General features: G+C 49.5%; 24 protein-coding genes. 18 read left to right on the top strand and 6 right to left on the bottom strand.

All coding sequences use genetic code 11. The features are described 5' to 3' along the window. The first annotated feature begins 1 nt into the window (after window position 1). The 4 genes from queD to queF all read left to right on the top strand — a co-directional run bounded on the left by queD (window position 2) and on the right by queF (window position 2,477). Window positions 2–415 (top strand): 6-carboxytetrahydropterin synthase QueD, encoded by a 414-nt coding sequence (gene queD, locus EDC33_RS06900; protein ID WP_228311059.1) that lies wholly within the window; start codon window positions 2–4, stop codon window positions 413–415. After that, window positions 412–1,131 carry a 7-carboxy-7-deazaguanine synthase QueE gene (queE, locus tag EDC33_RS06895; RefSeq protein ID WP_124010603.1) on the top strand — a complete coding sequence of 240 codons (720 nt, stop codon included), beginning with the start codon at window positions 412–414 and terminating at the stop codon, window positions 1,129–1,131. Before queD ends, queE begins: the two co-directional genes overlap by 4 nt. 67 nt (window positions 1,132–1,198) lie before the next feature. Beyond that, on the top strand, window positions 1,199–1,894 hold the full coding sequence (locus EDC33_RS06890; RefSeq protein WP_124010602.1) for a DsbA family oxidoreductase: 696 nt from the start codon (window positions 1,199–1,201) through the stop codon (window positions 1,892–1,894). Between the two features lie 94 nt (window positions 1,895–1,988). Beyond that, a complete protein-coding gene (gene queF / locus EDC33_RS06885) occupies window positions 1,989–2,477 on the top strand; it encodes a preQ(1) synthase (RefSeq protein ID WP_094906769.1) in 489 nt (162 codons plus the stop codon). Between the two features lie 36 nt (window positions 2,478–2,513). Here the strand turns inward: queF and EDC33_RS06880 are convergent, their stop codons facing one another. Further along, the gene (locus tag EDC33_RS06880) at window positions 2,514–2,798 is read right to left on the bottom strand and encodes a hypothetical protein (RefSeq protein WP_094906768.1); all 285 of its coding nucleotides are present in this window, start codon (window positions 2,796–2,798) and stop codon (window positions 2,514–2,516) included. A gap of 104 nt (window positions 2,799–2,902) precedes the next feature. Between EDC33_RS06880 and EDC33_RS06875 the strand changes: the two genes are divergently transcribed. Then, a complete protein-coding gene (locus EDC33_RS06875) occupies window positions 2,903–3,409 on the top strand; it encodes a GNAT family N-acetyltransferase (protein ID WP_124010601.1) in 507 nt (168 codons plus the stop codon). A gap of 94 nt (window positions 3,410–3,503) precedes the next feature. Next, complete coding sequence (locus tag EDC33_RS06870; RefSeq protein WP_094906766.1) at window positions 3,504–4,688, top strand: dicarboxylate/amino acid:cation symporter; 1,185 nt, start codon at window positions 3,504–3,506, stop codon at window positions 4,686–4,688. A 14-nt stretch (window positions 4,689–4,702) separates the two neighbouring features. Here the strand turns inward: EDC33_RS06870 and EDC33_RS06865 are convergent, their stop codons facing one another. Beyond that, entirely contained in the window at window positions 4,703–5,110 is a 408-nt protein-coding gene (locus EDC33_RS06865) for a potassium channel family protein (protein ID WP_124010600.1), read from the bottom strand. A gap of 69 nt (window positions 5,111–5,179) precedes the next feature. Here EDC33_RS06865 and EDC33_RS06860 point away from each other — a divergent pair, with 69 nt between their 5' ends. Further along, window positions 5,180–6,328: an MFS transporter gene (locus EDC33_RS06860; protein ID WP_124010599.1), complete on the top strand. Its 1,149-nt coding sequence runs from the start codon at window positions 5,180–5,182 to the stop codon at window positions 6,326–6,328. Window positions 6,329–6,357: 29 nt separating this feature from the next. After that, window positions 6,358–7,272: a Rossmann-fold NAD(P)-binding domain-containing protein gene (locus EDC33_RS06855; protein WP_094906763.1), complete on the top strand. Its 915-nt coding sequence runs from the start codon at window positions 6,358–6,360 to the stop codon at window positions 7,270–7,272. A gap of 57 nt (window positions 7,273–7,329) precedes the next feature. Here the strand turns inward: EDC33_RS06855 and EDC33_RS06850 are convergent, their stop codons facing one another. Continuing rightward, a complete protein-coding gene (locus EDC33_RS06850; protein ID WP_124010598.1) occupies window positions 7,330–8,193 on the bottom strand; it encodes a CHAP domain-containing protein in 864 nt (287 codons plus the stop codon). A gap of 262 nt (window positions 8,194–8,455) precedes the next feature. On the opposite strand from EDC33_RS06850, the gene EDC33_RS06845 reads away from it, so the two are divergent. The 7 genes from EDC33_RS06845 (at window position 8,456) to EDC33_RS06815 (ending at window position 14,594) form a co-directional block, all read left to right on the top strand. Beyond that, entirely contained in the window at window positions 8,456–9,070 is a 615-nt protein-coding gene (locus EDC33_RS06845) for a Bax inhibitor-1/YccA family protein (protein WP_094906761.1), read from the top strand. Window positions 9,071–9,125: 55 nt separating this feature from the next. Continuing rightward, window positions 9,126–9,845, top strand: a complete 720-nt coding sequence (locus EDC33_RS06840) for a YebC/PmpR family DNA-binding transcriptional regulator (protein WP_040105180.1) — start codon at window positions 9,126–9,128, stop codon at window positions 9,843–9,845. A gap of 19 nt (window positions 9,846–9,864) precedes the next feature. After that, window positions 9,865–10,638 carry an SDR family NAD(P)-dependent oxidoreductase gene (locus EDC33_RS06835; RefSeq protein WP_124010597.1) on the top strand — a complete coding sequence of 258 codons (774 nt, stop codon included), beginning with the start codon at window positions 9,865–9,867 and terminating at the stop codon, window positions 10,636–10,638. A gap of 88 nt (window positions 10,639–10,726) precedes the next feature. Continuing rightward, complete coding sequence (locus EDC33_RS06830; protein ID WP_040105178.1) at window positions 10,727–11,113, top strand: GntR family transcriptional regulator; 387 nt, start codon at window positions 10,727–10,729, stop codon at window positions 11,111–11,113. After that, complete coding sequence (locus tag EDC33_RS06825; RefSeq protein WP_124010596.1) at window positions 11,103–12,008, top strand: ABC transporter ATP-binding protein; 906 nt, start codon at window positions 11,103–11,105, stop codon at window positions 12,006–12,008. Before EDC33_RS06830 ends, EDC33_RS06825 begins: the two co-directional genes overlap by 11 nt. Further along, a complete protein-coding gene (locus EDC33_RS06820) occupies window positions 11,980–13,986 on the top strand; it encodes an ABC transporter permease (RefSeq protein WP_124010595.1) in 2,007 nt (668 codons plus the stop codon). Before EDC33_RS06825 ends, EDC33_RS06820 begins: the two co-directional genes overlap by 29 nt. Before the next feature lie 77 nt (window positions 13,987–14,063). After that, window positions 14,064–14,594 carry a ribonuclease FAU-1 family protein gene (locus tag EDC33_RS06815; RefSeq protein WP_040105175.1) on the top strand — a complete coding sequence of 177 codons (531 nt, stop codon included), beginning with the start codon at window positions 14,064–14,066 and terminating at the stop codon, window positions 14,592–14,594. A 39-nt stretch (window positions 14,595–14,633) separates the two neighbouring features. Here EDC33_RS06815 and EDC33_RS06810 read toward each other — a convergent pair whose 3' ends face one another. Continuing rightward, window positions 14,634–15,512 carry an SDR family oxidoreductase gene (locus tag EDC33_RS06810; RefSeq protein ID WP_052443641.1) on the bottom strand — a complete coding sequence of 293 codons (879 nt, stop codon included), beginning with the start codon at window positions 15,510–15,512 and terminating at the stop codon, window positions 14,634–14,636. A gap of 142 nt (window positions 15,513–15,654) precedes the next feature. Here EDC33_RS06810 and EDC33_RS06805 point away from each other — a divergent pair, with 142 nt between their 5' ends. From EDC33_RS06805 to EDC33_RS06795, 3 genes are read left to right on the top strand one after another with little or no spacing between them, the layout of a single operon-like run. Next, a complete protein-coding gene (locus EDC33_RS06805) occupies window positions 15,655–16,512 on the top strand; it encodes a LysR family transcriptional regulator (RefSeq protein ID WP_094906755.1) in 858 nt (285 codons plus the stop codon). Between the two features lie 33 nt (window positions 16,513–16,545). Continuing rightward, window positions 16,546–17,751, top strand: a complete 1,206-nt coding sequence (locus EDC33_RS06800) for an MFS transporter (protein ID WP_094906754.1) — start codon at window positions 16,546–16,548, stop codon at window positions 17,749–17,751. Next, complete coding sequence (locus tag EDC33_RS06795; protein WP_040105172.1) at window positions 17,751–18,236, top strand: DUF456 domain-containing protein; 486 nt, start codon at window positions 17,751–17,753, stop codon at window positions 18,234–18,236. The genes EDC33_RS06800 and EDC33_RS06795 overlap by 1 nt, the downstream gene beginning before the upstream one ends. Window positions 18,237–18,274: 38 nt before the next feature. On the opposite strand, the gene EDC33_RS06790 is transcribed toward EDC33_RS06795, so the two are convergent. Beyond that, the gene (locus tag EDC33_RS06790; protein WP_124010594.1) at window positions 18,275–19,375 is read right to left on the bottom strand and encodes an ABC transporter ATP-binding protein; all 1,101 of its coding nucleotides are present in this window, start codon (window positions 19,373–19,375) and stop codon (window positions 18,275–18,277) included. Beyond that, window positions 19,353–20,369, bottom strand: coding sequence for an ABC transporter ATP-binding protein (locus tag EDC33_RS06785; protein WP_094906751.1), 1,017 nt, complete (start codon window positions 20,367–20,369; stop codon window positions 19,353–19,355). The genes EDC33_RS06790 and EDC33_RS06785 overlap by 23 nt, the downstream gene beginning before the upstream one ends. Window positions 20,370–20,373 lie beyond the last annotated feature (4 nt).

The raw sequence follows: 20,373 nt of genomic DNA, 5'->3' as shown, positions 1-20,373 counted from the left end.
GATGAGCTATAAAACGCCCGATCATGATTATAGATTTGAACTCAACAAAGATTTGAACTTCTCCGCAGCACACTTTATACCTGATGACCGTGCTGGAAAATGCAGCAATGTCCACGGTCATACCTACTTCGTCAACATCACGATTGCCGGTGATGAACTTGACGACCTCGGATTCCTGGTCAACTTTTCGTCGCTCAAATCCCTGATCAGCGATGCATTCGACCATACACTGCTCAATGAACACGAGCGGTTCCAGGAACGCCCGCCGACTACGGAGACCATGGCGGAGACGATATACGATATGGTGGCGGAATTTGTCGATGGACTGGACAACCGGCCAGTCTGCCTGCAGGTCTACCTGAGGGAGACGCCGACAAGCTACGTGATCTATCGTCCCAAGGAGCGTCGGAACTGATGAAAGTGCCTGTACTAGAGATTTTCGGTCCGACCTTCCAGGGGGAAGGTGCAGTCATCGGCCAGAAGACCATGTTCGTCAGAACTGCCGGCTGCGACTACAGCTGCAGCTGGTGCGATTCCGCCTTCACATGGGATGGCAGCCAGAAGGACAAGATCCGTATGATGGATGGCGATGATATATTGGCGGCGTTGGATGATCTTGCGCCTGGCAACTATAATCATGTGACCATATCCGGAGGAAACCCTGCACTGCTGAAAAATATGCAGGACTTTGTGGAGAAGGCGAAGGCGCGCGGCATCAAGCTGGCTGTGGAAACGCAGGGGACGATGTTCCAGGAATGGCTTGCTGTAATCGATGATGTGACGATCAGCCCCAAACCGCCAAGTTCCGGGATGGATACCGACTTCAGAAAGCTGGAACGTGTGATGGCCGGTCTGGATGAAGGTACTGCCCACTACAACCTCAAAGTCGTCGTCTTCGATGAAAAGGATTTCGAGTATGCAGCGGATGTCCATGGGAAATATCCGCATGTGGACTTCTATCTCCAGGTCGGCAACCCCTATTTGGGGGACAATGTTGAAGGCCATACATTCAAACTGCTGGAACGCTATGAGTGGCTTGTCGACATGGCCATGGCGGACCCGCGCATGAATGATGCGAAAGTGCTGCCGCAGCTTCATACACTGCTGTGGAGCAATAAACAGGGCGTCTGACGGGAGATGACAGCTCCTTGAAATGTTATACTATGAATAGGATTTATTCAGTGAAGGAGGCAGGATTATGGAAATTGAAATCTGGTCTGATATCGGATGTCCGTTCTGCTATATAGGAAAGCGTAATTTTGAAGCGGGACTTGAGCAGTTCAGCGGGAAAGATGAGGTGGACGTCATCCATAAAAGCTTCCGCCTCGACCCTTCGGCACCGATGGCACCCGACGCAAGCATGGCTGAACTGCTGGCCAAAAAGTACGGAAAGAGCCTTGAAGAGGCAAAAGAGATGAACAGGCAGGTCAGCGGAGCAGCAGAAGCCGCCGGACTCGAATTCAATCTGGATGCGGTCATCCCCTCCAATACGATGGACGCCCACCGTCTGATCAAGATGGCGGAAGGTGAAGGGAAGGACGGCGAAGCTCTTGAGCATCTGTATCATGCATACTTCACAGAGGGCAGCAATGTCGCTGATGCAGAAGTGCTCCTAGACATTGCCGAGACCCTCGGCATGAACCGTGGGACGGTGGAGCAGAAGCTCGCCTCAAATGACTATAAGGAAGCAGTCATCTCAGATCAGAATGAAGCCACACGGCTGGGTGCCCAGGGCGTACCGTTCTTTGTCATAAACCGGAAGTATGGTGTGTCCGGTGCACAGCCTCCAGAGGCTTTTCTTGAAGCGGTCAACAAGGCCTATGAGGAAGAGCAGCCGCTCGTCGACATGAGTGGAGACGCAGGGGCATCCTGCGGCAGGGACGGTTGCGAGTAGAAAATTCAATATAGAGGTCCCTTAGCTACCCTCTATAAAAAACTAGGATGCATAGGAGGCCGCGCGGCCTTCATGTATAAAAGGAGCAGGAAAGATGAGTGAAGAAAATACACAGGACCTGAGTCTTCTCGGGAACCAGAATGTAAAATATGATTTTGACTACAACCCGGATGTCCTTGAGACATTTGACAACAAATATCCAGGACGGGACTACTTCGTCAAATTCAATTGTCCGGAGTTCACCACCCTATGTCCGATAACCGGACAGCCTGATTTTGCAACGCTGTATATCAGCTATATCCCGGATGTCAAAATGGTTGAAAGCAAAGCCCTGAAGCTCTACCTCTTCAGCTACAGGAACCACGGCGGATTCCATGAGAGCAGCGTCAACATGATCATGGACGACCTGGTCAAGCTGATGGATCCGAAATATATTGAAATATGGGGTAAATTCACCCCGCGTGGCGGCATCTCCATCGACCCCTACTGCAACTATGGCCGTCCGGGGACGAAGTATGAAGAAATGGCGGACTACCGCATGATGAACCATGACTTGTATCCTGAAAAAGTGGACAATAGATGAACTGACGAAAAAAGGAGCCCAAAAGGGCTCCTTTTCCTATTCAGCAGCAGTGCGGCTGGATTTTCTGTAGGTGATGATCCTGTAGAAGTGGTGTACTGCACCAAACAGGACAAGCAGGGGTGTGATGATCAGCAGCAGGAAGAAGAACAGGCCGCCGAATTCCCGCAGTCCGAAAGTGGCGAAGAATTCCTGTGTGGCGACATCGGAAAGCGGTGGATAGAAGATATAGACATAGATGAATCCGATAACCGCCAAGGTGAACGCATAGAAGATCATATTCGTAATGTGGTAGGGCAGTGTATATTTGTCGAACTTGAACATATTGTAAGATTCCCCTTCGTATTCATTTCAACCATATTATACACTATAATGTGTATATGAGAAAATAGAAAATGGTGAATTATAGAAAAACTAGGAGGTTCAAGATGAGTATCAGAAAAGCAGTATATGAAGATCTGGAGAGGGTAGTGGAAATAAAGGAGAAGGTGGTCCCTTTGATGATCGGTGCAGGCAATACCCAATGGAGTGAGGAATATCCTGATATGAACCGTTTCAGGAAAGATGTGGAGGCCGGGTCGCTTTATGTATATGAAGAGGATGGTATATTGGATGGTTTTGTCGTTGTGGATAATGACCACCCAGAGCCATATGACGGAATAGAGTGGGAAGTTGCGCGTACCGAAAGCAGGGCGATGCATCGGATGGCAGTGGATCCTTCAAGACAGGGACGGGGCATCGCCCGCAAAATGATGCAGGAAGTTGAAGACCGGCTTGAAGCGGAAGGTGCCAGGGCCATCCATACGGACACATCCCTTGAAAATGAAAGGATGCAGAAGCAGTTCGAAAAGAACGGCTACATATTCAGGGGCAGGCTGCATCTCGATGACAACGCGGATGACTGGTATGTCGCCTACGAAAAGGTGCTCGGCTGAGCAGGGTGAAGGCGCATTCATGAATTTTGTTTTTTTCCTTCTGTTTATAGTGTAAGATGAATGATGGAATATATGAAAATAGGGGGAATTTTTAGTGAAACTGCTACTTAAGCTGATCGCCGGCATCGTCGTTGGTATCGGGGTCGGTGCACTGTATTATGGTGTGGATGCATCAGGAGGGATGGAATCGGTACTGGCATTCCTGGTCAGGCTGCTGCTCACTCTGGAGTCCATTCTGGGAAGCTTCATATTCTTCATGATCCCATTGATCATCCTGTTCTTCATTGCGAACGGAATATCCAAGATCGGTACGGGATCCGGCAAAGTCGTCGGTGCAACATTGGGGACAGCATACATATCGACACTCGGTGCCGGCATCCTCGCATATCTGGTCGCGATGATGGTCATGCCGCGCATCACTGATGGGGGAAGTGTCCCCGAGGAAGGTGCAGGACTCGAGCCGTTCTTCGAGTTTGAAATTGCACCGCTCATGGACATCCTTACAGCGCTCGTTCTGGCATTCGCTTTTGGAATCGTCATTACAATCACGCGTTCTGAGCTTATGCAGAAATGGTTCGAAGAAGGAAAGAATATCGTCGAATTCCTGATTGAAAAGGTTGTCATTCCAATACTTCCCTTCTATATTGCAGGGGTATTCGCGGGAATGGCATCCCAGGGGACAGTGTTTGACACGCTTGCCGTGTTTGGTGTCGTACTTCTTGTGGCGATACTGCTCCACTGGGTCTGGATCACCATACAGTATACGATAGCGGGTGCATTGCTCGGAAAAAATCCATTCAAGATGATAAAGACGATGATGCCCGCCTACTTTACAGCGCTGGGTACGATGAGCAGTGCTGCGACGATACCGGTCACACTGAGGCAGACGAAGGAGAATGGCATACGCAACAGGATTGCAGACTTCGTCATCCCGCTTTGTGCCAATATCCACCTGTCGGGAAGTACAATTACGATCGTCAGCTGTTCGATTGCAGTCATGTCTGTTCTGCCGGACTATGAACTTCCAGGCTTCTTCACGATGCTGGGGACGATCATGCTGCTTGGCGTCGTAATGATTGCGGCTCCAGGTGTGCCGGGTGGTGCAATCATGGCAGCAAGTGGTGTGCTCATGACGAATCTGGGCTTCACTGAAGCGGCCGTGGCATTCATGATCGCGCTCTATATGGCTCAGGACAGCTTCGGTACTGCAGCAAACATCACGGGGGATGGTGCAGTCAGCAGCATCATCGATGCATATGAACGAAAATTGAATGGATGATACACAAAAGACCGCTACGTGCGGTCTTTTGTAATTTCTTTGATGAATATGACGGTGGGGATGACGATTCCCAGAAAGGCCTGGAAGATGGAGAGGAAACGCGCTGGACCGATGGGTGTGAAATCCCCGTATCCTATAGATAACAATGTTACCCCACTGTAGTAGAGTGTCTGAAGGAAAGTATAGTTTACGACTTCTTCCCCGCTCGTCCCATTGATCAGGATGGGTGTGTTCAAGGAAATGACATAGTAGATGATTGCGAAGATGAACATGATGGACAGCAGGACCGTGAATATGTATAAATACAGGGGCCAATCCAGTGACAGTTTATGCGTTTTCGAGAGTTCCCCCTTCTTTCTGGCGAACGCACCAAGCTGGAGCAATAAAAGAACGACAAGTATGCCAAGGAAAGCGTGAGCCATCAAATTCCCCCAAAAGTGAAAAATTGTATATAATGATAGATACGATAATAAGAAAAAAGGATACTGGTCATGAATAAATTTTTGTACCTAATCATAGTCATCTGTTTTCTGGATCTGTTCGTCCAGCTGCCGATCATCACTCCGTTCGCTATTTCACTCGGTGCGGATGAGTATACGGCAGGCATCATAGTAGCAATTTATTCCCTTTTCAACATGGTGGGAAACGTTTTTGGAGGTTTTTTTTCCGATAAGTTCGGACGCAGGAATATGCTTCTCCTCGGCATGGGGCTGCAGGTGGTCATACTGCTTACGTACACGATAGTGCCCACTGTCGGGCTGCTGATCCTCATCCGTGTAGTGCACGGATTCTCAAGCGGCCTGCTGACGCCTGCTGCATTCAGCCTGGTGGCAGATATATCGAAAAGGAAAGCCATCGGCAGATCGATGGCCCTGACGGGCGTCTCGATCGGCACGGCAGCCGTACTCGGGCCTGCACTCGGCGGCATCATTTCGAGCCAGACGAGCTATCAGATGGTGTATCTCGTCATGTCGGGAATATTCGTATTCGGAATCCTGCTGATTTTCATTACAGTGAAGGAGAGTACGACGGAGCAGAGCCGGGAAATCCATTATGCGACGAACTATGGACAGATCATCACCCGCCCCTCTCTGATCGTCGCCTATATCTCCGCTTTCACGCTGATGGTCTCAAACGGTTCCCTTGCATTCGGTCTTCCATTGAAAGTGGCAGCAGTCGGATTGTCTGACCAGACGACAGGAGCCATGCTGAGTGTCTTTGGCATCGTGGCCATCCTGGTCTTTGCCACGCCGGTCAACCGGATATACTCGAAGTACAGTCCGGTCGCCCTCGTCTCCACAGGAATATTCATCGTGGGGGCAGCAATGATCTTTCTGCATTTCGTGCCGACCGTGTCCCTCATCTATACTGCGATGGTCATATATGGCATCGGATTCAGCTTCATCTTCCCATCGATGAACAAGATCATCGGACAGAATACGGAGATGCATGAGCGGGGGAAGGCAAATGGAATATTCTATTCATTCTTTTCCCTTGGGTCTGTGGCGGGATCCTACCTTTCCGGTATATTCGCCACATATTTCGAGACCCCCTTCCTGTTCATCGGATTGATGCTCATCATGCTGCTTGCTGCAATCTATGCTGCACATGAAAAGAGTGGATTCAAACAGACATTTTAGGGAAATAAGTTGTCTAAGGAAGTGATAAAGTGAAAAATGTCCTATTAATGGGTGTGAATGGCAGAATCGGCCAGAATCTCTACAGGGAATTGAAGGGGTCATTCAACCTCTATGCATTCTCGAGCGCCAATCAGGACGATAAGAATCTCGATGTCACCTTTCTGAAGAAGGATCTGTTCATACTCCCGGAAGTGGAAGAGGCTTTGAGGGGGATCGACATTGTGATATTCTTCGAGGATCCGATAATGAGGCTCAACCGTCAGACACAGGGCAGGTTTGAGGACCTCTATATACTTCTGGCAGACAATATCGCCCGTGCCTCCCAGATAAGGGAAGTGGAACAGATCATCTTTGTTGCGGATGAAGTCAGCAGTGAATATACAGCCGAGGTCCTTGGTGCCTATGGCACGGAAGTCAAGATTACCCAGACACCCGTCAAGAGGTACGGGAAAACCCTATCGTATAAGGCGTCCGACTACAACAGTGTCAGAAGTGTGCAGAGGGCTCCACTGCCGGCCGGCTGGCACATCAGAGATGTGGGAAGATACTATTTTGAGTGGCTGAATGAAATCCTGTATGACCTGATCAATGTAGAATACGACAGACACCTCATAAAAATCCGTTTTGCGAAGATGGACAGCCCAGCGCTGGTTGTGGAATACGATGCGCAAAGAAGCTATAATGGTGTGGAAATATACAGGATACAGGGCGGCGGCCTGTCGAAGCGGATGTCGAACAAGACACCCCGCCTGGAGTTCAGGGAATTGCCCGGACGCGAGGAGTTCATCATGGCGCTGCATGACTTCGAGCCAAAATCCCCATGGGCCGTCTATCTGCTCACCCAGGCTCCCCTGTATACACTGGTCAACCGTATATATCAGGTGGAGATGACCATCAACAATGAAGCCCCGGGATCGCATAACCGCCCATACAACGGGGAATAGAAAAAGAGTGCAGCTTCCCGGAAGGGAGCTGCACTCTTTTTATGATTCAATGCTTTATTAGTGGATGAAGTTATGTCCAGAAACTTGGGAAGCACTGATGGTCCTGAAGGTTTTGACACCTTTGCCGCTGCCGAAGTTCATTTCGGAAACGAGGATGGAGCCATTGGAGTTGATTCTTTCAACAACTGCTACGTGGCCAAGGCCCCAAGCGTAGTTGGTCCATGCATTCGCCTGCATGATTGCACCGACGGATGGAGAGTTGTTGACTCTGTAGCCTGCGCTTCTTGCTCTGTTATCCCAGTCGTATGCGTTGCCCCAATTGTTGCCGACCGGTTTGCCAAGCTGCTGACGGCGTTCGAAAACATACCATGTGCAGTCGCCCCAGTAGTAGTGGTTGGTGCCGTATGAAACGCTTGTTGGTGCCGGTGCTGAAACGTTCTGAGTTGTTGAAGTGCTAGTGCTTGCAGAGCTGCTTGAGCTTGAAGAACTGCTTGAGCTGCTTCCGCTTACGGACAGTTTCTGTCCTGGGTATATGAGATGGGAAGAAATGTTGTTTATGTTCATCAATGTCCTGTAGTTCATGCCGTGCGCTCTTGCAATCTTGCTAAGAGTGTCGCCGGATTTTACTGTATATGTACCACTTGTAGAGCTTGAACTGCTGGAGCTTGCAGAGCTTGAAGAAGAACTGCTGGAGCTTGCAGAGCTGCTTGAGCTGGTCTTGATCGTCTGATTTACATAGATCATATCAGAAGAAAGGTTGTTCCAGGACTTGAGCTGGGATACGGATACGCTGTTCTGGTTTGCAATCTTCCAAAGTGTGTCGCCACTTTGAACTTTGTAGGAAGAAGCTTCCGCATCGTCTGAAAGTCCGTATGTAGTGATGGCTGCTGTTGCTGTCAAAGCAGTAATGACTTTTTTCATAAGTGAGTAATCCTCCTGAGTTGTGTTTGTAGATTATATATATATGTTTATGTGAGATCCAAGGTTGGCTGTCTATGTTTACAGAACATATCTTAGCAAATAAATGGCGGAAATAGGACAATGTAATACAACTGTAATATAATTAAAACATTACTAATACATTCTGCAGCTATATGTAATGGAACGGAAACCTGCTCTGGTTGTTTTAGGCGATCTGGGGTATAGAAACTGTATTAATGCAAAGTAAATGGAGGGTATTCAAATGGCGGACCGTCATGATTATAGATTGGTATGGCTTTATTTTCTTTATTATTGGGTGATTTTCGGCATAGGGACATATTTCGGCCAGTATCTGCCGGAGGAATGGCGGCCGACTGCTTCGATGGTGCTGTTCGGCCTGCTGATGCTTTCACTTTTCGTCAGGGGGTTCAATCATAGCGGCCCGATCATAAGCCATATTTATGCCTTTCTGGTCGGCCTGGTGTCATTCGGCCTGTTCGAGTCATTCATAGCGGATTTCGGGGCGGATATATTCTACCGTATAGTACTTCTCGGAATCATCGTATTCGTATTCTTCGGATTCATCGGCTACTTCTTCCTGAGGGACATCACCCATTGGGGGAAGTACCTGTTCGTTGCATTGCTCATACTCATATTCGCCTCCCTGCTCAACTTCTTCATCAACTTGCCGTATATGACACTGGTGATTACGATAGTGGGTCTCGTGCTCTACATCCTCTTTACGATGTATGACTTCAACCGTATGAAGAACAAGAAGTTCAGGCCGAGGGAAATGGGCTTCAACCTCTTCATCAACCTCCTGATCATCATCAAAAGGCTGCTCAGGCTCTACCAGTACGTTAACAATAGGCGATGAATGATATAAAATGATATATTAGAGGATATAAACCAGCTAAAAAGGAAGATGACGAATGGGACGCAAATGGAATAATATCAAAGAGAAGAAAGCACAGAAGGATAAGGATACGAGCCGGGTCAATGCGAAATTCGGGCGGGAGATCTATGTCGCTGCCAAGAAGGGGGAACCGAATCCCGAGAGCAACCAGGCATTGAAGGCTGTACTGGACCGGGCAAAGACCTATTCCGTGCCGAAGCACATCATAGACAAGGCCATCGACAAGGCGAAGGGCAGTGACGATGAAGCGTTCGATGAGCTGCGTTATGAAGGCTTCGGTCCTGAAGGCACGATGATCATCGTGGATGCACTGACGAATAATGTGAACCGTACCGCTTCAGATGTGCGTGCGGCTTTCGGCAAGAACGGCGGCAACATGGGTGTCAGCGGAGCGGTAAGCTATATGTTCGATGCGAAGTCTGTATTTGTGTTCACTGGCTTCGATCCGGAGGATACGATGATGGAGCTGATGGAGAAGGATGTCGATGTGGAAGATGTGACGGAGGAGAACGGCTTCACGGTCGTCTATGGTACGCCACAGGCCTTCCATGAAATCAAGGAAGCACTCGATGAGATGGGCGTGGAAGATTATGAAGTCGCCGAACAGACGATGATTGCGCAGAATGAGGTATCATTGGAAGAGGAGACCCAGGAGCAGTTTGAAAAGCTGATCGAGGCATTGGATGACCTCGAAGATGTTTCAAACATCTACCACAACGTCAACCTGGGTGAATAATCAAAGGGGGATAACAGCAATGGATTTTGGATATGAGGGAAAGGTAGCGGTCATCACGGGCAGCAGCAAGGGCATCGGACGAAAGACAGCGGAGCAGATGGTGAAGCTTGGGGCGAAAGTCATGCTCGTCGCAAGAGGTGAAGCGGGGCTTAAAGAGGCCAAGGAGGAGATTTCCAGGTTCGGGGAGGTCGACTATGTTGTTGCTGATGTGAAGGAAGATGCAGCGGCATCGCAGATTGTTGAACAGACGGTTGCAAAGTTCGGCCGGCTGGATGTGCTCATCAATAATGCCGGCGGCTCCTTCGCAAAACCATTTGAGGAAGTGTCTGTTTCGGATTGGCAGCAGGATCTCGACCTCAAACTGATGGCTGCGGTCAGGATATCGAATGCCGCACTGCCACATCTGAAAAAGCAGGGCGGAGCGATACTCAACCTCACTGCGGTCCTCGGCAAGACGCCGCCCGCCTCCTCATTGCCGACGTCGGTGTCCCGTGCGGCAGGCATGGCGATGACGAAAGCGATGAGCAAGGATCTCGGTAAGTACGGCATCCGGGTGAATACGGTATGCATCGGGCTCATCAGAAGCGAGCAGATAGAAGAAAAATGGAAAAGGGAGGCGCCTGACCTTACATGGGAGGAATATTCCAGGCTCGATAAACATGATATTCCGCTCGGCAGGATCGGGGATACGGAAGAAGCGGCCAATGTCATCACATTCCTCTGTTCCGACCTTGCTTCATATGTCAGCGGGGACGCTGTCAATATAGATGGCGGCTCCGGCTATGCACTCTGATCATCAACGCCTTCGGGCGTTTTTTTGTTGCGTTTAATCCATATTAACTGTATTATTATAATTAATACAGTAGGGAGGAGGCAGTCTGGTGATCAACTTGGATCTTAAAAGCCGTGTGCCCATATACGAACAGCTTGTCGACAAAGTAAAGCAGCTCATCATACAGGGCGTCATAAAGCCGGATGAGAAGCTTCCTTCAGTCAGAAGTCTTGCACAGGAATTGACGATCAACCCGAACACGATTCAGAAGGCCTACCGTGAACTGGAGAGGGAAGGTTACATCTACTCCCTGCCTGGCAAAGGAAGCTTCGTCGGTCGTGTGGAAGGACATGAAAACGACCGGAAGGTCGAGTCGCTCACCCGTGATTTTGAACAGGTGACCAGCGAACTGCTCTATCTTGGTGCCTCCAAAGGGAAGCTCATCAATCTGATCGAAGATTTGGAAAAGGAAAGGGGAGAGGAAGATGAATCTTGAGACCAGGCAGCTGGACAAGGCTTTCAGCAGACAGAAGGCGGTCGATGATGTGACATTGACCGTCACTTCAGGCACCATCCATGGCCTTCTCGGCTCCAATGGTGCAGGAAAGACCACTTTCATGAAACTGCTCAGCGGCATCTATAAACCGGATGCGGGGGAGGTGCTGTACGATGGGTCGCCTGTATTCGAGCACCCCGGCATCAAGGATGATGTACTGTTCATCAATGACATCCCCTATTTTTTCAATGGTGCCACGCTGGAGTCCATGGGACGGTTCTACAGGTCGATGTATCCCAGATGGTCACAGAAACGTTTTGTGCAGCTGGCCAAACATTTCAGTCTGGATATAAAGAAGCCGCTTTCGCAGCTATCCAAAGGGATGAAGCGTCAGGCATCGTTTGTCCTGGCATTTTCAGCACGGCCGAAGGTCCTGCTGCTGGATGAACCTTTCGATGGCCTCGATCCGATCGTCCGCCGTCAGGTGAAAAACATCATGATGCAGGATATCGCGAACCATGACATGACGGTCATCGCATCCAGCCATAACTTGAGGGAGATGGAGGATTTATGTGATTCCGTCTCCATCATGCATGAGGGGAAACTTCTGTTCCATCGCGACCTGAATGAAATCAAAGGCTCTCACTGCAAGCTGCAGATCGCCTTCAATACACTTCCCGATGAACGCTTTTACAGGGAGATGGGCGTCGTCCATCATGAAGTGAAGGGACGGGTCATCACGTGCATCATCAAAGGGAATATGAAACACATTGAAGAGAAGGTGACGAAATATCACCCGTTGATGTACGATATCCTGCCTTTATCACTGGAAGAGATATTCGCTTATGAAATGGGGGAAAAAGGCTATGAAATCAGCAACATCATTGTTGAATAGGACGCTGCTCAATCATTTCATGGGTGGAATATTCTGGCTGACGGTACTGTTCCTCATCGGAAATGTACTGATCCAACCTTTGGCACTATGGATTGCATCATCCAATTTCGAGATGATGGGCGGCAGGAGAGCCCTGCCGGAAAATCCATTGGATATGATGATTGGTTTCCAGCTTGCCGGCGGCATGCTTTATGTGCTGTTTATGGTGATGTTCCTCTTCAACTACAAAAATAGGGAGGCTTCAGTCGATTTCATGCACAGCCTGCCGATCAGAAGGGGAGGGCTGCTCACCCATGCACTAGCTGCCGGAATCATCAATATCATCGTGCCGCTTGCCGTAACAGCCCTCATCCTATTTTTCGAAAGGTACTTTCTGGCCTTTGAGATCACCTTCATTCAGATTGTGGAGTGGTTCTTCTACACCCTATTTGTACTGATCGTCGTCTTTGCTTCGGCTGTCTTCCTCGGTTTTCTTGTGAACAGCATATTCGTCCATATGCAGCTGGTCATCATCGTCTTCTTTCTGCCCCTTGTCTTCTGGGGGCTGACCGTAGCGGTGGCAGACATGCTTTATGATGGGATCGTCACTGCTCCGACTACAGGTGGAGGGGGACTGCTTAGTGTCGTCACGGACAATACATTCCCCATTTTTGCTGTTCAGCAGGCCATGGAGGGACTGATACTATGGAAGACGATAATATGGTCCCTATTGGCCGTAATATTGATCGTGTTCTCCTATGTAATCTACAATAGAAGCCGGAATGAGGATATCCATCATACTTTCACCAATACTTGGGTGCGGGATATACTGGTTGCTTTCATCACGATTTCAGGGATGCTTCTTCTCGGGCTTGCCATTTCCTTCGCTTTGCCTAGGCTGACGCTCGTCTTCATATTGGCCTTCATCATCGGAGCGGTATTTTCGTATATTGTTCAGGAGATGTTCTTCCAGGGTACGGCAAAAATACAGTTCAGGAAGCGCTCCCTAGTGATCACTGCAGTATCTATAGTCCTCTTCTGGATCTTCTTTGTCTTCGGTTGGCAGCAGTATACATCATATGTTCCAGAGGAAGGGGAAGTCGACAGTGTCAGCATCAACGCACACTGGGCGAGCATGTATGGAAGGGGTGGAGGCAGTGCTGATGGGATGAGTGAAGATTATATGTTCATCAGTGATCCTGAGGTCATCGGCCAGACCCTCTCCCTCCATCAGGCAGCAGTCGGGCAGTCGGCTCCAAGAACCAATGAATATGATGGAGAGGCACTCGAGATCACCTACCGGATGAAGGATGGGGATCACGTCAATAGAAGATACGAAACGATTACACTGAATAACACACAATATGATACCCTCCTCGAAACCTTGAACAGCAGCAGCTTTTCAACATCCTATGATATCGTCTATAACATCACCGATGCTGGAGATATAAGAAATATGGAAATTTCTGGCGTGAACGGCTATGTGGCCCTTTATTCTTCTGAAGAAATAGCAGACTTCGTCAAGGACTATCAAAGACATGCGCCCAGGATTGATGAGCAGATTCCTGCTTTGGTCAGCAATACGAATGTTCCGATGGTGAATGTGTCGGTCGGCTTCGAATTGAATCATTACCAGGGCCGGGCATCCATCTATAACCCTGCGGTTCTGGATGTAGTGGAAAAAGATCAGGATATAGCAGACTTCCTTGGAGCGACGGACAGCCGGACAATGCATACAATCTCACTGTCCAATGATGAAAAAGAGGACTTCTTCTCAGATTATCAGACCCTTTCATTCGATGAATTGAATGAAGCGTATCCATTGGAGGAATTGGGGGATGGCGACCGCGCTGAAGTCATGGAGACCTTAAACGAAGGGGAATTGGATGCGGCTGCAGATCAGGTGCTGTTGTACTCACCTGCATTCATGCAGCAATTCGGTCCTGAAATGGAAAGGAATGCTGCCGCTGATACACACTATATGATCGGCATCGAATAGCCTGTAATATTTAAGATCCTTATTCCTTCACATTCTTTCCCCGATTTTTGTATAATTGGGGGAAGGAGATGAACGTGATGAAAACCAAATACCTCGATAAGAGAGGATGGAGACGTCTCCTCCGATCTGACTACAAGGAAAAAATCATCCACCATGAAGGTGAGGAAATACTGGTCGGACTGCTTGATATCCATAAGGTCCGGTCTCCGCTAACGGTGCCGATATTGGATAAGAAGGTCCGGGTATGTGATAATCACTACAAATGGCTGCAGATCATGCCGAAGAATGGGAACTACAGTCTTACCGTCATGTATGATGATAGGGGCCAGGTGCTGCAGTACTACTTTGACATCAATATCGAACATATACTGGAGCTTGGCGACGCCAGGCGGACGGATATTTATCTTGATGTGCTCGTTCTGCCCGATGGCCGCTACGAACTCGTCGACGAACGGGATATAAAGCGGGCGGTGAAAAGAGGGCAGATCACTGAAGCGGAGCATGATTACGCTTATGTGGTCGCCAACCAGCTGATGCAGGATATTGAAGTGGATTTTGACTGCTTCAGACGTTTTGCAGAGCACTGTAAACGGACAATCGACCAGTAAAAAACAGTAAGGAGATTTTTTCTCCTTACTGTTTTTCGTTTAAGTGGTCATGAAGTCTCCGCCATTGACGTGGATGATCTGCCCCGTCATATAGCTTGAATCGTTCGATGCGAGCATCACATAGCTTGGGGCAAGTTCACTTGGCTGGCCGCGGCGTCCAAGCGGTGTTTCCCCGCCGTGCTGTTCGACTTTCTCCGCATCAAATGTTGCAGGGATGAGCGGTGTATATATCGGACCGGGAGCAACGCCGTTGACACGGATGCCTTTTGAGGCAAGGTTGCCTGCCAGCGAGCGTGTGAACGACGTGATGGCTCCATTCGTTGCGGAATATTCGATGAGTCCGGGTGAACCCCTATAGGCGGTGACGCTTGTCGTGTTGACGATGGCATCACCCTTGTCCAAGTACGGCAGTGCTGCCTGGGACATGAATATGATGCCGTAGATGTTTGTTTCGAAAGTTTCTCTGATCTGGTCTTCTCCGATATCGAGGAAATCTTCTGTTGGATACTGGACGCCAGCGTGGTTGACCAGCACGTTCAGTTTGCCGAAGTTGTCGATGGTGAACTTAACGAGTTTTTCACATTCGGCTTTCTTTTTGACGTCAAATGCGTAGGTTTCACATTTGACCCCGTAGGACTCGACAATTTCCTTCGTCTTATTCGCATCGTCATGCTCATCCAGATAGGCGATGACCATATTGGCACCTTCCTTGGCATAAGCGACCGCAACTGCACGGCCGATGCCGGAATCGCCGCCGGTGATGATGGCGACCTTGTCCTTCAGTTTGCCGCTGCCTTTGTATTCATCGTCTTCGAATATCGGCTTGGGGTCCATCTCACCCTCAATGCCGGGTTGACGCTCCAGTGTATAGCCTTCGATTTTTTCATCGATCTTCTCATGTTTGTTCTGTTCATTCATAGTAATATTGCCTCCCATTACAATGATTTGATCAATAGGCATATACCCAAAGAGTACTTGCGCTACACTTATTCGAAATCAAGGATTGTACAATTATTTATTTGTGATAAGATTTTCTTATTGATGAAAGGGTGTTGAATGAATGAAAGTCGATGATTATAAGCTGCTCGTCACACTGGATGAGACGCGGACCCTGCGGCGTGCTGCAGAAAAGCTGTTCATTTCCCAGCCCGCTGTGAGCCAGCGTCTGAAATCCATCGAAGACGAGTGGGGAGTGAAGATATTCGTCCGCACGAAGAAGGAATTGTATGTAACCGGGGAAGGGGAGAAGATCATCGAGCACGCCCGCAATGTCGTAGAGCGTGAGTCGCTGGTCAAGGAATACATACGCATCAACCAGAATTCCATACAGGGAAACCTCTCCATAGGCGTCTCCTCGCTGATCGGCCATACTATACTTCCCGAAATACTGGCCCAGTACCTGAAGCTCTATCCGAATGTGAACATCAAGATCAAGGTCGGTTCTTCGCAGCAGATCATCAACGAGCAGAATGACTTCCATATATGCATCGTGCGGGGAAACCGGATACTGAACAAGCAGAATGAACTGCTGTTTGTGGACCGCCATTATCTGGTGACACCGAAAACGACCGATGATGAGAAGCGGCTTCCCATTATAGAGTTTCAGGCGGACCCTATATACATCAGTGAAATCGAGCAGTTTTTCGAACGGCGGTTCAACCGCAAATATGATTCCCAGATCAAGGTGGATCAGATTGCGACATGCCGCGCGCTGCTGCTTGAAGGCATCGGCATGACCGTTCTGCCTGAAATTGTGGTCGAAGGGTTCGACAGCACACAGTTCAATATCGATGAAGTGCTCTACGAAGAGCGTCCAATCACCCGCGATACGTACATCGCCTTCGACAGAAGCGTACTTGAACTGCCCCAGGTCAAAGCTTTCCTGACACTGGTGCGGACGTTCGTCAATGCAAATTAATGACTAAAAAGTATAGAAAGAATGGTTAAGACAATGAGAGAACTCTTTCACATCCAGAACTATCGCCTCTTCCTGCTGAACATGACACTGCTCGGGATGGCCGTCTCACTCACAGCTCCCTTCCTTGTCATCTTCATGACGGAGACGCATGGCATGCCGACCGCCACATACGGACTTTTCATGGCAACGGTTGCCGTTGGAAGTTTCATGATGAACACTTTCATCGGAAGGAAAAGCGACCGGATGGCCTTTGACCGCAAGTATCTCATCATCGGCGCCCTGGTGATGATGATCATTGCCTTCTCAAGCTATCTCATCATTGGCAATGTCTGGCTTCTGGCCTTGTCATATATACTGTTCGCATCACTCGGGGCGCCTGCAATGCCGCAGCTCTATGCTTCAGCACGTGAATCGATAAACGCCTACAGGTCGAGCATTGCCGTCCTTGCGAATACCGTGCTCAGGTCGATGTTCTCCTTCGGCTTCCTGTTCGGCCCGCTGATCGGCTCCGTGCTGATCGGGATCTATGGTTTCAACGGTCTGTTTACGGGTACTGTCATCATGTTCATACTTGTACTGGGACTGTCCTTCCTGATCCGTCCCGCAGAGAAGAAGGTCGTGCCCCAGAGCGCCGTTGATATAAAAAGCTATGAGGAAAAGATTGCGCCCAACCTGCTCAGGACACCTGCGCTGCTGCTTCCATTCATAGCGTTTACGATGCTGCATGTGGGACAATGGATGTACCTCCTCAATATGCCGCTCTATGTGACGAAATACCTCGGGGAAGGGGAGCGCGGTGTAGGGATACTGTCAAGTCTCTGTGCCGGCCTTGAAGTGCCCTTCATGATATTCATGGGGATGATTGCAGGCAGGATCAGCTCCAAATCTCTGTTGATTCTCGGAGCCTTTCTCGGCAGCCTCTATTTCATGTCGATCGGCATCTTCAATGATTTCACAGCAATGGTGATCGGACAAGTGCCACTGGCGATATTCCTCGCAGTCCTGCTCGGGCTCGGCATCAGCTATTTCCAGGATCTGCTTCCGGATTTCCCGGGATATGCATCGACGCTTTTCGCCAATGCGATGATCATCGGCCAGCTTCTGGGCAACCTGCTTGGTGGAATGGCCAGTGATGTTGTAGGATTGGAGTACTCATTCTTTGTATCGGGAACGTTCGTATTCCTAGCGTTCATACTGTTCTTCTTTACTAGAAGTGAAATCAGGAAAGGGGAAATATAATGGAAATCATATGGTGGCTCATTGTCATCGCTTCGTTCATCATCGGATTTTTGGGGCTGGTCTTTCCGGTCGTTCCGTCCGTATTGATGTTCTGGATCGGTTTTCTCGTCTACCACTTTGCACTCAACAGCGAGACCCTGTCATGGATGTTCTGGATCATCGTATTCGTCCTGACGGTGCTGGTGCTTTTCAGCGACTTCATCGCAAACAGCTATTTCGTAAAAAGATACGGGGGTACCAAGCGCGGTGAGTATGCCGCAATCGTCGGGGTGGTCATCGGGATGTTCCTGTATCCACCGTTTGGCATCATCTTCGTGCCTTTTGTACTGGTATTGATTGTAGAAGCAATCAATTCGAAGGACTTCAACCAGGCATTGAAGGCATCCGTCGGTTCATTGCTTGCCTTCGTATCAAGCGCCGTATTCAATGCAGTCGTCTATGTGCTGATGGTGGCATGGTTCCTGCTGGATGCGCTCGTGTTCTAGACATAAATAAAGCTCCCTCAATGTGAGGGAGCTTTATTTTATTTCTGTGTTTTTTCCACTTCTTTTTCAGCACTTTGGTTATCTGTGTCTTCATCTCCCAGGCTTTTGCGCACATCCGTCATATTATATTTTGGTTTATGCTTGCCCTGCTGGATATCCAGTGCATAGTGGCAGGCCACGCTGTGCTTGCCTTTGTAGATTTCATCCTTCTCTTCCAGTTCCGGTACCACGTCACGGCACTTGTCCGTGGCGAAAGGACACCTTGTGTGGAAGCGGCAGCCTGTCGGCGGATCGATCGGGGAAGGGACGTCTCCGCGCAGGAAGATCCGTTCCGACTTCTTCTTCGGATCCGGCACCGGTATCGCAGAAAGCAGGGCTTTCGTATAAGGGTGCTGTGGATTCTCGAAAATGCTCTTCGTATCACCGATCTCGACGATCTTGCCGAGGTACATGACGATGATGCGGTCTGATATGTGGCGTACGACCCCAAGGTCATGGGCGATGAAGAGATATGTCAGACCCATCTCACGCTGCAGACGTTTGAGCAGGTTCAGAACCTGTGCCTGGATGGATACATCAAGGGCACTGACTGCTTCATCACAGATGATGAGTTTCGGATTGACCGACAGTGCACGGGCGATGCCGATACGCTGCCTCTGGCCGCCGGAGAACTCGTGGGGGAAGCGGTCGATCTGGTGCTTTTGCAGACCGACCGTCTCCATAAGCTCGATGATGCGGTCGTTGCGTTCCTTCTTTGGAACGATGTTATGGATGTCCATGGCTTCGTTGAGCGTCTGGCGGACAGTCTTGCGGGGGTTCAGGGAGGCATATGGATCCTGGAAGATGATCTGCATTTCGCTTCTCATGCTGCGCATTTCAGAAGCACTCTTGCCGAGTACATCCTTGCCATCGAACTCGATGTTCCCTTCAGTCGGTTCATCAAGCCTCAGGATGGCACGTCCTGTAGTGGACTTTCCACAACCGGATTCACCAACTACGGAGACCGTTTCGCCCCTGCCGATGGTGAAGGAGATATCGTCGACCGCCTTGACGTTGTTTACTGTGCGCCCCAAGAGTCCGCCTTTGATCGGGAAATATTGTTTAAGGTTCTCTACTTTAAGTAGTGGATTCTCTGTCATAGACTTCTACTCCCTTCTCGCCGTCCCACTCTTCAGTGTAGATCCAGCATCTTACGTCGTTGCCGTCTTCCTGGGTTTCGAGTTCAGGCAGTTTGCTGCATATGTCGGAGGCGTGCGGACAGCGTGGTGCGAATCGGCATCCGGTCGGCATTTCATCCGGTGCAGGCACGTTCCCTTTAATGGGTACAAGTTCGTCCTGGTCCACATCATGGCGGGGCAGTGAATTGAGCAGCCCTACCGTATAGGGATGTTTCGGGTTATCGAACAATGTCTCCACATCTGCATATTCGACGACTTTACCGCAGTACATGACGGCAACATAGTCGCAGGTTTCGGCCACGACACCAAGGTCATGGGTGATCATGACGACGCTCATGCCGATGTCATCCTGGAGTTCCTTGATCAGTTCGAGGATCTGCGCCTGTATGGTGACATCGAGTGCTGTGGTCGGTTCATCCGCGATGAGCAGTTCCGGTTTGCAGGCAAGTGCCATGGCGATCATGACACGCTGCCGCATTCCGCCGGAAAGTTCATATGGATACTGGTTGATGCGCTTTTCAGGGGAAGGGATGCCGACGAGCTCGAGCATTTCGATGGCACGTTTCGTCCCTTCCTTCTTGCCGAGTCCTTCGTGGATCTTATAGGATTCACGAAGCTGCTGGCCAATCGTGTAGACAGGGTTGAGTGAAGTCATCGGCTCCTGGAAGATCATGGAGATTTCGTTACCGCGGATATCCCTCATCCTGGAATTTTTCGCTTCCGTGAGCTCCTCACCCTTGAAGTTGATGCTGCCGCCGACGATCTTGCCAGGGTTCTCGATGAGCTGAAGGATGGACAGGGCACTGATGCTCTTGCCCGATCCCGATTCACCGACGATCCCGAGGGTCTTTCCTTTAGGCACCTGGAATGTTACCCCGTCGACTGCCTTTATTTCATTTCCTTCTACAAAGAAGGAAGTTCTGAGATCATTTATATCAAGAATATTTTCTGACACATGT

This window comes from Salinicoccus roseus (assembly GCF_003814515.1).
Taxonomy (GTDB): Bacteria; Bacillota; Bacilli; order Staphylococcales; family Salinicoccaceae; genus Salinicoccus; species Salinicoccus roseus.
This window is presented reverse-complemented; position numbering and strand designations above follow the sequence as displayed.

Coding starts and splice junctions, on each gene's coding strand:
- EDC33_RS06860 (WP_124010599.1), top strand. CDS start 5,180: ATGAATAAATTTTTGTACCTAATCATAGTCATCTGTTTTCTGGATCTG.
- queD (WP_228311059.1), top strand. CDS start 2: ATGAGCTATAAAACGCCCGATCATGATTATAGATTTGAACTCAACAAA.
- EDC33_RS06840 (WP_040105180.1), top strand. CDS start 9,126: ATGGGACGCAAATGGAATAATATCAAAGAGAAGAAAGCACAGAAGGAT.
- EDC33_RS06835 (WP_124010597.1), top strand. CDS start 9,865: ATGGATTTTGGATATGAGGGAAAGGTAGCGGTCATCACGGGCAGCAGC.
- EDC33_RS06825 (WP_124010596.1), top strand. CDS start 11,103: ATGAATCTTGAGACCAGGCAGCTGGACAAGGCTTTCAGCAGACAGAAG.
- EDC33_RS06845 (WP_094906761.1), top strand. CDS start 8,456: ATGGCGGACCGTCATGATTATAGATTGGTATGGCTTTATTTTCTTTAT.
- EDC33_RS06890 (WP_124010602.1), top strand. CDS start 1,199: ATGGAAATTGAAATCTGGTCTGATATCGGATGTCCGTTCTGCTATATA.
- EDC33_RS06810 (WP_052443641.1), bottom strand. CDS start 15,512: ATGAATGAACAGAACAAACATGAGAAGATCGATGAAAAAATCGAAGGC.
- EDC33_RS06880 (WP_094906768.1), bottom strand. CDS start 2,798: ATGTTCAAGTTCGACAAATATACACTGCCCTACCACATTACGAATATG.
- EDC33_RS06875 (WP_124010601.1), top strand. CDS start 2,903: ATGAGTATCAGAAAAGCAGTATATGAAGATCTGGAGAGGGTAGTGGAA.
- EDC33_RS06850 (WP_124010598.1), bottom strand. CDS start 8,193: ATGAAAAAAGTCATTACTGCTTTGACAGCAACAGCAGCCATCACTACA.
- EDC33_RS06820 (WP_124010595.1), top strand. CDS start 11,980: ATGAAATCAGCAACATCATTGTTGAATAGGACGCTGCTCAATCATTTC.
- EDC33_RS06795 (WP_040105172.1), top strand. CDS start 17,751: ATGGAAATCATATGGTGGCTCATTGTCATCGCTTCGTTCATCATCGGA.
- EDC33_RS06815 (WP_040105175.1), top strand. CDS start 14,064: ATGAAAACCAAATACCTCGATAAGAGAGGATGGAGACGTCTCCTCCGA.
- queF (WP_094906769.1), top strand. CDS start 1,989: ATGAGTGAAGAAAATACACAGGACCTGAGTCTTCTCGGGAACCAGAAT.
- EDC33_RS06790 (WP_124010594.1), bottom strand. CDS start 19,375: ATGACAGAGAATCCACTACTTAAAGTAGAGAACCTTAAACAATATTTC.
- EDC33_RS06800 (WP_094906754.1), top strand. CDS start 16,546: ATGAGAGAACTCTTTCACATCCAGAACTATCGCCTCTTCCTGCTGAAC.
- EDC33_RS06805 (WP_094906755.1), top strand. CDS start 15,655: ATGAAAGTCGATGATTATAAGCTGCTCGTCACACTGGATGAGACGCGG.
- EDC33_RS06865 (WP_124010600.1), bottom strand. CDS start 5,110: ATGGCTCACGCTTTCCTTGGCATACTTGTCGTTCTTTTATTGCTCCAG.